Consider the following 14,410-nt stretch of genomic DNA (forward strand, 5'->3'; position numbering starts at 1 on the left):
AAAAGGTACGCCGGGGATAACAGGCTGATACCGCCCAAGAGTTCATATCGACGGCGGTGTTTGGCACCTCGATGTCGGCTCATCACATCCTGGGGCTGTAGCCGGTCCCAAGGGTATGGCTGTTCGCCATTTAAAGTGGTACGCGAGCTGGGTTCAGAACGTCGTGAGACAGTTCGGTCCCTATCTGCCATGGGCGTTGGATGTTTGAGAGGGGCTGCTCCTAGTACGAGAGGACCGGAGTGGACGTATCTCTGGTGTTCCGGTTGTCACGCCAGTGGCACTGCCGGGTAGCTATATACGGAAGCGATAACCGCTGAAAGCATCTAAGCGGGAAGCGCGCCTCAAGATGAGACATCCCGGAGCTTAAGCTCCCTGAAGGAACCATCAAGACTAGGTGGTTGATAGGTCGGGTGTGTATCGCAGTAATGCCGAGCTAACCGATACTAATGATCCGTGTGGCTTGATCATATAACTCAAAGTCGCTTTGGCTTTGAGAGGACTCACTGAGAACTCGCCAAGCAATTGACTCAATGCACGTCGCTCGAGAGAGCTCGACGCAAGTTACGTCCCAGGTCCCAATGCAGGGTTGCGCCGATTCGGGTTCGAATCCGGCAGCAACTCCAACGATTCCCTGGCGGATACAGCAGTGTGGTCCCACCCGTTCCCATCCCGAACACGGAAGTGAAACGCACCCGCGCCGATGGTAGTGTGGCTTAAGCCATGCGAGAGTAGGTCACTGCCAGGGGCTTCATCCAAAAACCCTCGAGTCGAAAGGCTCGAGGGTTTTCTATTTGGGCATTTTGAACCGGCCCGGGGCGTCGTGCATGACCTGCCCGTGGAGATTTTTCAGAGACGACTAAGTAGACCTCATCCGGCGTCAGGCCGGCTGCGCCGTTCGCGCCGCGCCTGCGGCGCAGCGCTCGTGATCTACGGCTCGGTAAGCGGCTTCTAACCCGTCGTCGTGGTTTGCAGAGGAGCTGTCGAGCTGCCAAGGAAATCCAGCATCGCTGCAGCCACCGGGCGGGCATCTTCCAGATGCAGATGATGGTTGCCGGGCAGGCTCACGAGGTTCAGCTTCGGTATCTGCGCGGCGCGCGCGAGCATCGGGCTTTCGGGAATCTGCATCGCAATCGGTTCGGCGAGGACGAACAGCGTCGGCGCCTGCACCCCGGCGAGGATCGCAAGTACCTGGTCTTCGGAGAAACGCTGCGGCGAAGCCGGCATCAGGCGTGGATCGGACGACCACGACCAACCGCCCTCGACTTTGCGGATACCGCGCAGCACGAGCACACGTGCCGCGGCATCCGACAAATCGCCGGCCTTGCGCCTCGCTGCAACGGCGATCTCGATGTCGGCGAACACGCGCAACTCCTTGCCCGCATTCTCGCGAGATTGCACGATGCCCTTCCGCAGTTGCTCCAGCGATTTTTCGACCGGCGCGCTGACCGCGCCGGCGACTTCGATCAGGAACAGTGTCTCCACGCGTTCGGGAAACGCCGCGGCGACAAAGCTCGCGATGCCGCCGCCCAGCGAATGGCCGAGCAAACTGAATTTCTTCCAGCCCAGCGCATCCGCCGTCGCCAATACATCATCGAGATAGTCGACGAAGTGGTAGCGCACGCCGGCTGGCCGATGCTGCGAGCGGCCGTGACCTGGCAGGTCGATTGCGACGACATGGAAGTGTGCGGCGAGCAACGGCGCGAGCGCGTCGAAGCTGGCCGCATTGTCGAGCCAGCCGTGGATGGCGATCAGTGGCGGCAAAGCCGCATCGCCCCACTCCTTTGCCGCCAGTCGCAGGTACGGCGTGACTATCGTGCGTTCACGTGTGCGCATGAGTGGATTGCGTCCAACCTTGCAGATGCCGCCCGATCAGCACGGCGAGCGCATCGACATGCGCTTGCCCGGCATTGAGCGCGGGAATGTAGTCGAGCGACTCACCGCCGGCCGCGATGAAACGATTGCGGTCGCGGATTGCGATTTCCTCCAGCGTTTCCAGGCAGTCCACCGCAAAGCCGGGACAGAGCACTTGAACTTTGCGCACGCCCGCGCCAGGCCAGCGATCGAGTAACTCCTCGGTGTACGGCTGGATCCAGGCTTCGCGTCCGACGCGTGACTGGAAGCCCAGCACGCATTCTTCCTCGCTCAATCCGAGTTTGGCGCGCAGCAATTGCGCGGTCCCGCGGCAATGATCGAGATATGGATCGCCATGATCGATGCAGCGTCGCGGCAAACCATGGAACGACAGCAACAGCTTCTGCGCACGACCGTGTTGTCGCCAGAAATCGCGCACGCTTCCTGCAAGCGCATCTATGTAACGGGCATCGTCGTGATAGTCATTGACGAAGCGCAACTCAGGTGGCCAGCGCAATGCCTGCAGCGCACGCGTCGCAGCGTCGAATGCCGAGCCGGTCGAGGCGGCGGAGTACTGCGGATACAGCGGTAGCACGAGCAGACGTCGCACACCCTGCGCGTGCAGGCGTGCGATCGTCTCGTGCATGGATGGATTGCCGTAGCGCATGGCCAACTCGACCAGCACGCCTGCCGGCTCGAACCGCTTGCGCAGGTTTGCGGCCAGCGCGTGGCTGTGGACGAGCAACGGCGAGCCTTGCCCGGTCCAGATGCCCGAATAGGCATGGGCCGAGCGCGCCGGACGCACGCGCAGGATCACCCCGTGCAGGACCGGCCACCACAACCAGCGCGGCGTTTCGATCACTCGCGGATCGGAGAGGAATTCCGCGAGGTAGCGACGCACCGCGGCCGGCGTCGGCGCATCGGGCGTGCCGAGATTGATCAGCAGCACCGCGGCATTCGTGACGGGCACGTGTCCGGAGGCCTCTCCAAGCGAGATAATGTTGCTCATCGCGCGATTATACGTGTGCGTCCCGCGGGCCCGGTTGTCGACATGTTCATGCGCGCCGGGTTACTTTCAGTGGATTGCCGCATCGAGGATATGTAAGTGAAAAGCTGGCTACTCTTTCTTGCACTGACCTTCGGCTGCGTCTCGGCTGCGTCCGCCGGCGAGGCGGAAAACCAGCGCGCGGCCAACGCCGTGCGCGTGCTGCGCGATCTGACCCAGGCGCCCGACAAGGGTCTGCCGTCCGACATGATCGCCAACGCATATGCGGTTGCGGTGATTCCGGATGTGATCAAGGCCGGTCTGGTGATCGGCGGTCGCCATGGCCTGGGACTGATCTCGGTGAAGACCGACAATGGAACCTGGAGCAATCCGAGCTTCATTTCGATGTCGGGCGGCAGCATCGGCTTCCAGGCCGGGGTGTCCTCGACCGACGTGATCCTAGTGTTTCGTACCCAGCGCGGCGTCGATTCGATCGTGCATGGCAAGTTCACTCTCGGCGCGGATGCCTCCGCCGCGGCCGGCCCGGTCGGGCGCAGCGCGCAGGCATCGACGGACGCGCAGATGAAGGCGGAGATCTTTTCCTACTCGCGTGCGCGCGGACTGTTCGCAGGTGCCGCACTCGACGGCTCGGTGATCTCGATCGACAACGACGCGAATGCCGCGGTCTACGGTGCCGGAGTGACGCCGCGGCGCATCTTCGCCGGCGGCGTCAGCAATGTGCCGAACGCGATCGTCGACTTCCGCGACCGGCTCGAGGAATACGGGCACTAAGGCTTCCCCGGCGCCGATGCGATATCATCCCATCCCTCGATTGCAACGGTTTTCGGAGGGTTTATGGGTGGTTTCAGCATCTGGCATTGGCTCATCCTGCTCGTCATTGTCGCCCTCGTATTCGGTACGAAGCGGTTGCGCAACATCGGCGAAGACGTCGGTCAGGCGATCAAGGGCTTCAAGAAGGGCATGGCCGATCCAGACGACCAGGCGCAATTGAAGGCGGATCCGCCGGCGCAAGCCGACAACGCGCAAACCAAGGCCGACAAGGTCGATTCGCACTGACCGACGCCGACAATCCCGTCATGTTCGATTTCAGTTTCGGCGAAATGGGCCTGATCGCGGTCGTCGCCCTGCTCGTGCTCGGCCCCGAGCGCCTGCCGCGCGTGGCGCGCACCGCAGGCGCGCTCGCCAGGCGCGCGCGCAACAGCTGGCAGAGTGTGCGTGATGAGATCGAGCGCGAGCTGCAGGCAGAGGACCTCAAGCGCAGCATCGAGGATGCCAAGAACGCCGCCGCTGACCTGCAGAACGACATCCGCGGTGCTTCGGCCGAAGTGCGTTCATCGATCGAGCAGACTGCCGCCGACGTCGAGGCCGCAGGCACTGCTTCGTCCGTCCCGGCGCAACCACCGAATTCAGCCCAGGACGCCATCGGTCATGAGCAACGCTGAATCCGGGGACGAGGGCGAGCAGAGCCTCATCTCGCACTTGATCGAACTACGCGAACGTCTGCTCAAGGCGGTCGTGGCGGTGATGGTCGTGCTGCTGTGCCTGTTGCCGTTCGCGAACAAACTCTACGGCTGGTTGGCGCTGCCGCTGGTCGCGCATCTTCCGCACGGCGGATCGATGATCGCGATCGAGGTGATCTCACCGTTCCTGATTCCGGTCAAGTTCGCCTTCTTCGTCGCGCTCGTGCTCGCGATGCCGGTGGTGCTCTACCAACTCTGGGCCTTCGTCGCGCCCGGCTTGTACAAGCATGAGAAGCGCTTCGCGGTGCCGATTCTCGTCTCGGCGGTGATTTTGTTCTATATCGGTTGCGCCTTCGCCTACTTCCTCGTGCTGCCGGCCGTGGCGAAGTTCACGGCCGGCTTCGCGCCGGCCGGTGTGACCGTGTCGCCCGACATCGGCAAATATCTGGATTTCACCTTGCTGCTGTTCCTCGCCTTCGGTCTGTGCTTCGAGATTCCGGTGGTATTGTTGATTCTCGTTCTCGTCGGCGTGGTGACGCCGGCGCAGCTGGCCGAAAGCCGCCGCTATGCGATCGTGGGCGCATTCGTGGTCGCCGCGTTCCTGACTCCGCCCGACGCGCTGTCGATGCTGATGCTCGCGATTCCGATGTGCGTGCTCTACGAGCTCGGCATCATCGGCGCACGCCTCCTTACCCGCGCACAACCCGAACAACGACCGGACGTGACGCGGACCTAGGCGCGGCCACGCGCTGCCGACTTTGTATCATTGTGAAAATTTGCACCGTGCTGCGGCCGCACGTTGCTTTTCACTCATCCCTGTATACAATGTTTGCGCAATCTTCTCGAAGCTGTTTACCCCTATCCGGAGCTTCCTATGGCAAAGAACGAAGAAGAGACCCGCGACGCTTCGTTGCGCGTTTCCAAGAAAGTACGCGATGCGCTCAAGGCTGCTGCGGCGAATGCGGGCCGGCCTTTGTACGACGTGACCAACGAGGCGATCAACAATTTCCTCGCCAAGGCTGCGACGACGCGCAAGGCGAAGAAGTAAGCAAGGCCCACGAATCGCACGATCCGCAGCGCGATCGCTGCGGCAGGGGAAAGCAAAGCGGCCATGCGGCCGCTTTTTTTGTCGCGGGCTTGTAAAATGCTGCTTTCTATACAACACAGCATCCACCGGTTCATTCGACCGGCGGCAGCACTCCGATCACCTCGGGTATCGTCGTGACCCCGCGTGCGACCTGCGCCGCCGCCGACACACGCAACGGCCGCATGCCTTCGGCGAGCGCGGTTTCGGTCAGCCGGCCGAGATCGATCTCGGGCTGGATCATGCGCCGGATCGGCGCGGAAATGCGCATCATTTCGTAGATGCCGGTGCGGCCGAGGAAACCGGTGTTGCGGCATTCCAGGCAGCCGGTCGGGCCATAGACGCGCGCAGGCGGCGGGATGCCCCAACGATGCACCAGCGCATCCCAGGCGCGCGCGTCGAGCGCGGTCTCCGCCTTGCAGTGCGGACACAGCGTGCGCACGAGGCGCTGGGCGACGACGCCGGTCAGCGTCGACTGGATCAGGTAGTGCGGCGCGCCGAGGTCGAGCAGGCGCGGCAGCGCGCTCGGCGCATCGTTGGTATGCAAGGTCGACAACACGAGATGGCCGGTCAACGAGGCCTGGATCGCCATCTGCGCGGTCTCGAGGTCGCGGATCTCGCCGACCATGATGATGTCCGGATCCTGGCGCATCAGCGTGCGCACGCCCGTCGCGAAATCGAGATCGATCGATGTCTGCACCTGCATCTGGTTGAATTCAGGTGAAACCATTTCGATCGGGTCTTCGACCGTACAGACGTTGATGTCGGGCGTCGCCAGGTGCTTCAGCGTCGAATACAATGTCGTCGTCTTGCCCGAGCCGGTCGGCCCGGTGACGAGGACAATGCCGTGCGGCCGCTCGACCAAGCCACGCCAGATCAGTTCCTCGTCCATCGAGAAGCCGAGCTGGCGGAACTCCTTGACCACGATGTCCGGGTCGAAGATGCGCATGACGACCTTCTCGCCGAACGCCGTCGGCATCGTCGACAGGCGCAGTTCGACTTCGCGGCCGCCGCCGGAGCGCGTCTTGATGCGGCCATCCTGCGGGCGGCGCTTCTCGGCCAGATCCATGCGACCGAGGATCTTCACGCGCGCGGTCACCGCGGTCATCACCGGCGTCGGCAGCTCGAACACCTTGTGCATCACGCCGTCGATGCGGAAGCGGATCGGGCTCGTGTCGCGGCGCGGCTCGAGGTGGATGTCGGAGGCGCGCTGTTCGAACGCGTATTGCAGCAGCCAGTCGACGATGTGCACGACATGGCGGTCATCGGCACCGACATCGCCCGATTTGCCCAATTCCAGCAACTGCTCGAAATTGAGGATGGCGTTTGTGTCGGTCTTCGCGTCACGCGCCTTCTGGATCGAGCGCTGCACGCCATAGAACTCGACCAGGTAGCGTTGCAAGTCGACCGGATTGACCACGACGCGGCGCACTTCGCGACGCAGGATATGGCCGATATCCGCCAGCCAGCGCGTGTCGAACGGTTCGCAGCTGGCGATCGTCACCTGCTGCGCGCTGACCTCGACCGGCAAAATGCGGTAGCGCTGCGCATACGCATGCGAGATCACCTGGGTCACCGCGGCGACGTCGACCTTCATCGGGTCGATCTTGAGGTAGGGTAGCGCGGCCTTGTCGGCGAGCCACTGAGTCAGTACCTCCAGACTCAGCGGCTTCTTGTCCCATGCGTTGACCAGTTTGAGGTTAGCGATCAGGGCCAGCGGGTGCAGTTCGATCTGGTTGCGGGCAGTGCGCGCATCGGCACGAACCTTGAGCGCGTCGTCCTTGCCGAGGATGCCATCGCGCTGAAGCACGCCGAGCACAGCGTCGAGGTCGAGCTTGCGGTGCAGCGACAACTCCGGGTCGGGTTTTGCCGTCTGCGCTGCAGCCGATGCGTTGCTGCGTTGTGGAGCTGTGGCCATCACGTCCCCTTGCCTGCGCGCCATGGTTTTTGCGCCGCAGCGCGGCCGCACGTCTGCCGATATACTAACGCGCTTTCCGCCCGCAACCGCGCAGACAATGTGAATCCGATGGCAGGCCCGACTTTCCAGGACATTATCCAGACCCTGAACCGCTACTGGGCCGAACAGGGCTGCGTACTGCTGCAGCCGCTCGACACCGAGGTCGGCGCAGGTACTTTCCACCCGGCCACGTTCCTGCGCGCGCTCGGCCCGGAACCATGGGCGGCGGCCTATGTGCAGCCCTCGCGGCGGCCGACCGACGGCCGTTACGGCCAGAATCCGAACCGCCTGCAGCACTATTATCAGTACCAGGTGGTGATGAAACCGAATCCGGACAACATCCTCGACCGGTACATCGGTTCGCTGAAGGAACTCGGCGTCGACCCGCTCGTGCACGACCTGCGCTTCGTCGAGGACAACTGGGAATCGCCGACCCTGGGTGCCTGGGGCCTGGGCTGGGAAGTCTGGCTGAACGGCATGGAGGTGACCCAGTTCACCTACTTCCAGCAGGCCGGCGGCCTCGAATGCCGGCCGGTGACCGGCGAGATCACCTACGGCCTCGAACGTCTCGCGATGTACCTGCAGAATATCGACAACGTCTATGACCTGGTCTGGACCCAGGCGCCGCACGGCGTGGTCACCTACGGCGACGTGTTCCACCAGAACGAAGTCGAGCAATCGACGTACAACTTCGAACATGCCAACGTCGAGAAACTGTTCGCTTGGTTCGACACCTGCGAAGCCGAGGCGAAGAAACTCGTCGAGGCCGGCCTGCCACTGCCGGCCTACGAGCAGGTGATGAAGGCCAGCCACACCTTCAACCTGCTCGACGCGCGCCGCGCGATCAGCGTGACCGAGCGCCAGCGCTACATTCTGCGCGTGCGCACGCTTTCGCGCGCAGTCGCCGAGGCCTATTACGCGCAGCGCGAGAAACTCGGATTTCCGGGCTTGAAAAATTCAGGAATCAAGAACAAGAAGGAAGCCGCCTGATGTCCACGGCGACGAAGAAGTCTCTGCTGATTGAACTCGGTACCGAGGAGCTGCCGCCGAAGGCGCTCGACGAACTTGCAGAAAGTTTTGGCAACGTCGTTTCTAGAGGGCTGACTACCAGAGGATTGGCTGGTGAGCCGGTAACGTTCGGAGAATTCGCGCAGCTTCTCACCGGTGCTGGCACAAACTCGTCCGAGAAAAGCACACTCGTCCCAGGCGCCCGCAGGATTTCGTTCGAAAGATACTGCTCGCCACGGCGCCTCGCCGTGCTGATCCCGGACGTCGCCGCCGAGCAACCGCCGCAGAAGTCCGAAGTGCTGGGGCCGTACCTCAACATCGGTCTCGATGCGAATGGCGCGCCGACACCGGCACTGACCGGGTTTGCCGCAAAGAATGGCGTCGCCATCGATCAATTGCAGCGCATCGTCGACGCGAAAGGCGAACGCTTCGTCGCGCGCAGCGAGAAGCCGGGTCGCCCGACCGCGGAACTGATTGCCGAGATCGTCGCCGAGGCACTCAAGGCGCTGCCGGTCCCGAAGCCGATGCGCTGGAGCAATCACGATTACGCCTTCGTGCGCCCGGCACACTGGCTGGTGATGCTCTACGGCAGCGACGTCGTCGAGGGCGAAATCCTCGGCCTGAAGTCCGGGCGCCAGTCGCGCGGCCACCGCTTCCACCATCCGCAGCCCGTGCCTGTCGCCGACGCGGATTCCTGGCTGGACTCACTGCGCGCGGCGAAGGTGCTGGCCGATCCGGCCGCGCGCCGCGCGCGCGTGCGCGAGGAAGTCGCGCGCGCCGCGAAGCAGACCGGAGGCGTGCCGCGCCTGTCCGCTGCGCTGTGCGACGAGATCGCCAACCTGACCGAATGGCCGGTCGCGATCGCCTGCGCGTTCGAGCGCGAATTCCTCGCCGTGCCGCAGGAAGCGCTGGTGACGACGATGGAGACGAACCAGAAGTTCGTGCCGGTGTTCGACGCGAACGGCAGGCTCACCGAGCATTTCATCGGCGTCGCCAACATCGAATCGAAGGATCCGGGCGAGATCCGCAAAGGCTATGAGCGCGTGATCCGCCCGCGTTTCGCCGACGCGAAGTTCTTCTGGGACGAAGACCTGAAGACGCCGCTCGCTGCGCAGCAGGATGCGTTGAAGTCGGTGACCTATCAGCAAAACCTCGGCAGCGTCTGGGACAAGAGCGTGCGCGTCGCGGAACTCGCGCGCGTGATCGCCAATCGCCTCGGTGTTGACGCGGGCCTGGCCACGCGCGCAGCAGCATTGTCGAAGTGCGACCTGCTCACGCGCATGGTTGGCGAATTCCCCGAGCTGCAAGGCGTGATGGGCCGCTACTACGGGTGCGCGAACGGCGAGAACGCCGAAGTCGCGCAAGCGCTCGACGAGTTCTACGCGCCGCGTTTCGCCGGCGACAAGATCGCGCAGGGCAAGGTCGGTCAGGTGCTTGCCGTTGCCGAACGCCTCGACACGCTCGCCGGCATCTTCGCGGTCGGCATGAAGCCGAGCGGCAACAAGGACCCGTTCGCGCTGCGCCGCGCCGCGCTTGGGCTTGCGCGCAATCTGATCGAAGGCGATCTTGCGCTCGATCTCACGGCGCTGCTCGTCGAAGCCCTGCAATTGTTGCCCGACAGCGCGCTCGCCGCGGGCCTGCCGAAAGGCAAGGATGGCAGGCAACCTGCGCTCAACGCCGGTATGCGTCGCGAGGCGCTCGCGGCCGAACTGTACGACTTCGTGCTTGATCGTTTGCGCAGCTACTACGTCGATCAAGGCATTGCCGCCGAAGCCTTCGAAGCCGTGCGTGCACTCGCGCCAGCCGATCTGGCCGACTTCGACCGCCGCCTGCGCGCCGTAGTTGAATTCGCCAAACTGCCGCAGGCGCAGGCGCTGGCCGCGGCGAACAAGCGCATCGGCAACATTCTGCGCCAGGCCGGTGGGGAGCCGGGCAACAAGATCGACCCGGCCCTGCTCGACGCCGGTGCGGAGGCCGACCTGCATCGCGCAGTCGAAGCGACCGCTGCTGCGATCGCGCCGCTCGCCGCGCAGGGCCGCTATGTCGAGACGCTCGGCCAGCTCGCGGGCCTGCGCGAGCCGGTCGACAAGTTTTTCGACGCCGTCATGGTGATGGTCGACGACTCCGCCAGGCGCGCCAACCGTCTCGCGCTGCTGACGCGCCTGCGCCGCATGTTCCTCGATGTCGCCGACATCTCGCTGTTACCGGGGGCGTGAACTGCGGTCGCAACCCTTGGCGTGGCCAAGCTGCATGAGGTGCATCAGGCGTTCGTTCGACTGCATCTGCTGGCTCTGCGCGACCAAGGTTTTGGACTGCGCCAGGTTCTGGTCCCGAAGTGGCTTGGATTCGGCCGCTTCGCGTTCCTTGACGGCGTCGCGGTTCGCCTGGTCGGCCCGGGTGGCCGCCATGCACGCCGGACCGCCAACATAGCCGCAGGCAGCACCAGCCGCCTGGGTCGTGGCGTTGATTTGTGGCGCGTCCCGCGCTTGCTGCTTTTGCCCCAGCGCGAGAAGCTGCATGTTGGTGTCGTTGAGCGCGGCGATGTTGCCACGCATCGCCGCAGCATAGGGCTGCATCTCCGAGGCGATTTGCGCGCAGCTCATCGCCTCGTCGCCGGGCCGCGCGCCGGAGTCACCGGCCGCGAAACAGGTTGCGGTGATGAAAGCGCAAGCAAGGAGCAGGGTCGGCCTCAGCCATCGGTTTTTCATGGCAGTCTCCTAGTTTTTCGTGCAGTGCTTCTGCGTCCACAGTGTGCGCAGACGCTCTTTGCGAGCATCGGGTCGTGCCGCGGAGGCTTGTGTACCCAGGTCCACCTGGCTTTTCACCATGCCTTCGAGCGCCGCCTTGGCGGCGATTCCAGTCGCATGCGTCGGGTCGGCCTGTCCCACCGTCATCGCGGTCGCGACCAGCGCCGCCGTACCCTTTGCCTCGGCGTCCATCCTGTTGCGAACGGCGTCGCGCTGCTGCTGTTCGCTCTGAACGATCTTGAAGCCCTCGGCGTAGATCGCATCGCAGGAAAGCGACTCGTCGTCGGCTTTCACGTCCGGCTCGTCGGCCGCGCCCGCGGCAGGCGCAAAGGCCGCAAGCGCGCAGATACCCGCAAGCGCGCGCACCACAGGCAACTTCGCCATATTCCAACCCTCCGTTGCGGTGGATGGACAATACGGGTGCCAAGGCAGCAGCGCGATCGCTGCTGCCACATGTCGTCTCTTGATCAAGCGCGGAAGACGCTACTCCGCTTTTCCGCGTCCCGCAATGACTGCGCGCAGGACGGCACGCGGTCGGGGCAAAAATGATGCCAAGGCGCTCTCATTTTACGTGCGCCCAGAGGTATTCGTACCCCAACGCGACATGAACGCGGCCTGCTCGTTGCCGGCTGCGGCGTCGTGGTCGCCTCCGATGTTCTCGTAGAACGACACGGTCGTCGCGCGTCGAGGTGGTGAACAGCAGGGGAGGATACTTTTCCCCTTTTTTTCCACATTTTGACATGGCGAGAAAGTCTTGATGAACGTCCATTCCCCGGGTTGGTCCGAATCGTCGCAGCCGGCGATCCACAGGGCGGCCGCAGCAAGGCGCGTGTGGCGCTTCATGCCGAGCAACAGCACCTGGCAAGCGATCGCATTCCACAATTGCGGGTAGAGCGTGAGCATGTCGTCCGTGAGCAGGCGGCTGTTGCTGCCGTCGAGCTTCGTCTCTTTCGCCCCGCTCACGACGCAGGGCACGCGCGTACCGTCTAGTGCTGCGCACCGATCAGGCCATGCCCGGCGCAATGCGTGGCCGATGCAGGTCCGGCAGGAAGGCGGTCAGCAGGCCGATCGCAGGCAGCCAGGCACAAAGTCGATAGACGTACTCGATGCCGTTGAGGTCGGCAAGTTCGCCGAGCACCGCGGCGGCAATGCCACCCATGCCGAAGGCGAAGCCGAAGAACATGCCGGCGACCATGCCGACGTTGCCGGGCAGAAGTTCGGTGGCATAGACGAGAATCGCCGAGAACGCGCTCGACAGGATCAGGCCGATCACCACCGTGAGCGCGGTGGTCCAGAACAGACCCGCATGCGGCAGCAGCAGTGAGAACGGCAGCACGCCGAGGATCGATACCCAGATCACCCACTTGCGCCCGACCTTGTCGCCGATCGGTCCGCCGACCAGCGTGCCGAGCGCGACCGCGCCGAGAAAGTAGAACAGGTGGATCTGTGCGCTTTGCGTGCTGACGTGGAATTTCTCGATCAGGTAAAAAGTATAGTAGTTCGACAGGCTGATCAGGTAGAAGTACTTGGAGAAGATCAGCGCCAGCAGCACGCCGATGGCGATCATGACCTTGCGCTTCGGTAGCGTGGCCGCTGCGGTCGCGGCCCTGGCTGCCTTCGGCTTCGCGCGTGGCGCGTACCATAGCCCGACGCGCGTCAACAGCACGATACCCGCGAGCGCCAGCGCCGAGACCCAGGCCAGCGCGCCTTGTCCATGCGGCAGGATCACGAACGCGGCAAGCAGCGGTCCCAGCGCCGATCCCGCATTGCCGCCGACCTGGAAAAACGACTGGGCGAAGCCGTGGCGCCCGCCCGAGGCCAGACGCGCGATGCGTGAGGATTCGGGATGGAAGATCGACGAACCCGTGCCGATCAAGGCCGCGGCGAGCAGCAGCATCGGAAACGATCCGGCTTGCGAAAGCAGCAGCAAGCCGCAAAGGGTGAAACCCATGCCGGCCGGCAGCGAGTACGGCAGCGGCTTGCGGTCGGTGTACGCGCCGACCAGCGGCTGCAGCAGCGAGGCAGTGAGTTGATAGGTGAAGGTCAACAGGCCGATCTGGCCGAAGTCCAGCGCGTAGTTGCTTTTCAGAATCGGGTAGATCGACGGTAGCAGCGACTGGATCAGGTCGTTGAGAAAATGCGAGGAGCTGACCGCGGCGAGCACACCCAGTGCCGTGCCGGAGCCGGCCGGTATTGCGGTCGAGGCGTTGCCGCTGGCGACAGCGGAATTGGTGTTCATCGGTTCGGCCCGGTGCTACGGATTCGACGCATGCAGGTTAGAATCGTTCGCATTCGCCCACCGCCGCAGACAGGTCAACGATCTGCGAGGTTGGGCCACCGACGCAAGTGTCGCGCGCAAGCGCGACTCCGGTCAGCTCTTTGGTCCCCTTGCCGATTGAGTGCACGCATGCGCAACGCCAACGTCGACGACTATGAAGCGACCCCGCGCCCGATCATCTCGGTCGGCAACGACTACGCTCCCGGCGTCGCCCGCGGCTCGCATCAGCACCGGCGCAATCAACTGCTCTACGGCGCGAGCGGACTGATGATTGTCACCACGCCGCAGGGTCGCTGGGTGGTACCACCGCAGCGCGCGTTGTGGATACCGGCCGGCGTCTACCATGATGTCTACGCGGTCGGCCCGGTCACCACCCGCAGTATCTTCCTCGAGCCTGCGGTCACCAGAAAGTTGCCGGACGAATGCCGCGTGCTGGGCATCACGCCACTGGTGCGCGCGCTGTTGCTCGAAGCCGTCGACCTGCCGGCGAAGTACGACGTGCACGCGCGCGCCGGCTTGATCATGCGCTTGCTGATCGCCGAGATCGAACAGTTGCCGACCCTGCCGCTCAACATCAGTCTGCCGACCGCACCCAAACTCGCCGCGCGCTGCCGCGCGTTCCTCGACAAGCCGACGCCGCACGAGACCATCGACGACTGGTGTGCGGAATTCAACATGTCGCGACGCTCGTTCACGCGCCTGTTCCGCGAACAGACCGACACCAGCTTCGCCGCCTGGTGCCGTCAGGCCTGCGTCGTCGCCGCGTTGCCGCGCCTTGCCGCGGGCGATTCGATCACGACCATCGCACTCGACTTCGGTTACGCCAACCCGTCGGCGTTCACGCAGATGTTCCGCAGCCAGACCGGTGTGGCGCCCAGCGCCTACGCTGCCGGGCCCGGGCCCGCGCCCGGCTGAGCCCGGCACGCCTTTCGTGGCTGCGGAACCCTAGCCCCGCATCCCATGTCTTTTGACACTGGTCGCAGGCCGGCCTGTTGTACAGACTGTTGTCGCCGCCGCCA

15 protein-coding genes and 2 rRNA genes are annotated in these 14,410 nt (G+C 64.0%); 10 read left to right on the forward strand and 7 right to left on the reverse strand.

Features of this window, described 5'->3' with window-relative positions; translation table 11 throughout:
- Both AC16HO_RS06010 and rrf read left to right on the forward strand, forming a co-directional pair.
- Positions 1-468: ribosomal RNA gene (locus AC16HO_RS06010) — 23S ribosomal RNA — on the forward strand; the annotation flags it as partial.
- Positions 469-630: 162 nt separating this feature from the next.
- Positions 631-745: ribosomal RNA gene (gene rrf / locus AC16HO_RS06015) — 5S ribosomal RNA — on the forward strand.
- A 203-nt stretch (positions 746-948) separates the two neighbouring features.
- Here rrf and AC16HO_RS06020 read toward each other — a convergent pair.
- On the reverse strand, positions 949-1,833 hold the full coding sequence (locus tag AC16HO_RS06020; RefSeq protein WP_395641159.1) for an alpha/beta fold hydrolase: 885 nt from the start codon (positions 1,831-1,833) through the stop codon (positions 949-951).
- Positions 1,820-2,860 carry a ferrochelatase gene (gene hemH / locus AC16HO_RS06025; protein WP_395641160.1) on the reverse strand — a complete coding sequence of 347 codons (1,041 nt, stop codon included), beginning with the start codon at positions 2,858-2,860 and terminating at the stop codon, positions 1,820-1,822. The genes AC16HO_RS06020 and hemH overlap by 14 nt, the downstream gene beginning before the upstream one ends.
- 123 nt (positions 2,861-2,983) lie before the next feature.
- On the opposite strand from hemH, the gene AC16HO_RS06030 reads away from it, so the two are divergent.
- The 5 genes from AC16HO_RS06030 (at position 2,984) to AC16HO_RS06050 (ending at position 5,365) form a co-directional block, all read left to right on the forward strand.
- A complete protein-coding gene (locus AC16HO_RS06030; RefSeq protein ID WP_395641657.1) occupies positions 2,984-3,628 on the forward strand; it encodes a lipid-binding SYLF domain-containing protein in 645 nt (214 codons plus the stop codon).
- Between the two features lie 63 nt (positions 3,629-3,691).
- Positions 3,692-3,913, forward strand: a complete 222-nt coding sequence (gene tatA, locus AC16HO_RS06035; RefSeq protein WP_395641161.1) for a Sec-independent protein translocase subunit TatA — start codon at positions 3,692-3,694, stop codon at positions 3,911-3,913.
- Between the two features lie 20 nt (positions 3,914-3,933).
- Positions 3,934-4,299, forward strand: a complete 366-nt coding sequence (gene tatB / locus AC16HO_RS06040; RefSeq protein ID WP_395641162.1) for a Sec-independent protein translocase protein TatB — start codon at positions 3,934-3,936, stop codon at positions 4,297-4,299.
- A complete protein-coding gene (gene tatC, locus AC16HO_RS06045; protein WP_395641163.1) occupies positions 4,286-5,053 on the forward strand; it encodes a twin-arginine translocase subunit TatC in 768 nt (255 codons plus the stop codon). The genes tatB and tatC overlap by 14 nt, the downstream gene beginning before the upstream one ends.
- Positions 5,054-5,191: 138 nt before the next feature.
- A complete protein-coding gene (locus AC16HO_RS06050; RefSeq protein ID WP_018972274.1) occupies positions 5,192-5,365 on the forward strand; it encodes a hypothetical protein in 174 nt (57 codons plus the stop codon).
- A gap of 130 nt (positions 5,366-5,495) precedes the next feature.
- Here AC16HO_RS06050 and tfpB read toward each other — a convergent pair whose 3' ends face one another.
- The gene (tfpB, locus tag AC16HO_RS06055; protein WP_395641164.1) at positions 5,496-7,319 is read right to left on the reverse strand and encodes a type IV pilus assembly ATPase TfpB; all 1,824 of its coding nucleotides are present in this window, start codon (positions 7,317-7,319) and stop codon (positions 5,496-5,498) included.
- A gap of 108 nt (positions 7,320-7,427) precedes the next feature.
- On the opposite strand from tfpB, the gene glyQ reads away from it, so the two are divergent.
- On the forward strand, positions 7,428-8,348 hold the full coding sequence (glyQ, locus tag AC16HO_RS06060; RefSeq protein ID WP_395641165.1) for a glycine--tRNA ligase subunit alpha: 921 nt from the start codon (positions 7,428-7,430) through the stop codon (positions 8,346-8,348).
- Positions 8,348-10,582, forward strand: coding sequence for a glycine--tRNA ligase subunit beta (gene glyS / locus AC16HO_RS06065; RefSeq protein ID WP_395641166.1), 2,235 nt, complete (start codon positions 8,348-8,350; stop codon positions 10,580-10,582). Before glyQ ends, glyS begins: the two co-directional genes overlap by 1 nt.
- On the opposite strand, the gene AC16HO_RS06070 is transcribed toward glyS, so the two are convergent.
- The 4 genes from AC16HO_RS06070 to AC16HO_RS06085 all read right to left on the reverse strand — a co-directional run bounded on the left by AC16HO_RS06070 (position 10,568) and on the right by AC16HO_RS06085 (position 13,352).
- Positions 10,568-11,074, reverse strand: coding sequence for a hypothetical protein (locus tag AC16HO_RS06070; RefSeq protein ID WP_395641167.1), 507 nt, complete (start codon positions 11,072-11,074; stop codon positions 10,568-10,570). The genes glyS and AC16HO_RS06070 overlap by 15 nt on opposite strands.
- A 9-nt stretch (positions 11,075-11,083) precedes the next feature.
- The gene (locus AC16HO_RS06075) at positions 11,084-11,497 is read right to left on the reverse strand and encodes a hypothetical protein (protein WP_395641168.1); all 414 of its coding nucleotides are present in this window, start codon (positions 11,495-11,497) and stop codon (positions 11,084-11,086) included.
- Positions 11,498-11,680: 183 nt separating this feature from the next.
- The gene (locus tag AC16HO_RS06080) at positions 11,681-12,076 is read right to left on the reverse strand and encodes a hypothetical protein (RefSeq protein ID WP_395641169.1); all 396 of its coding nucleotides are present in this window, start codon (positions 12,074-12,076) and stop codon (positions 11,681-11,683) included.
- A 40-nt stretch (positions 12,077-12,116) separates the two neighbouring features.
- Positions 12,117-13,352 carry an MFS transporter gene (locus tag AC16HO_RS06085; protein ID WP_395641170.1) on the reverse strand — a complete coding sequence of 412 codons (1,236 nt, stop codon included), beginning with the start codon at positions 13,350-13,352 and terminating at the stop codon, positions 12,117-12,119.
- A gap of 168 nt (positions 13,353-13,520) precedes the next feature.
- On the opposite strand from AC16HO_RS06085, the gene AC16HO_RS06090 reads away from it, so the two are divergent.
- On the forward strand, positions 13,521-14,306 hold the full coding sequence (locus tag AC16HO_RS06090; RefSeq protein WP_395641171.1) for an AraC family transcriptional regulator: 786 nt from the start codon (positions 13,521-13,523) through the stop codon (positions 14,304-14,306).
- Positions 14,307-14,410 lie beyond the last annotated feature (104 nt).

The sequence above is a fragment of the Rudaea sp. genome, from assembly GCF_057139185.1.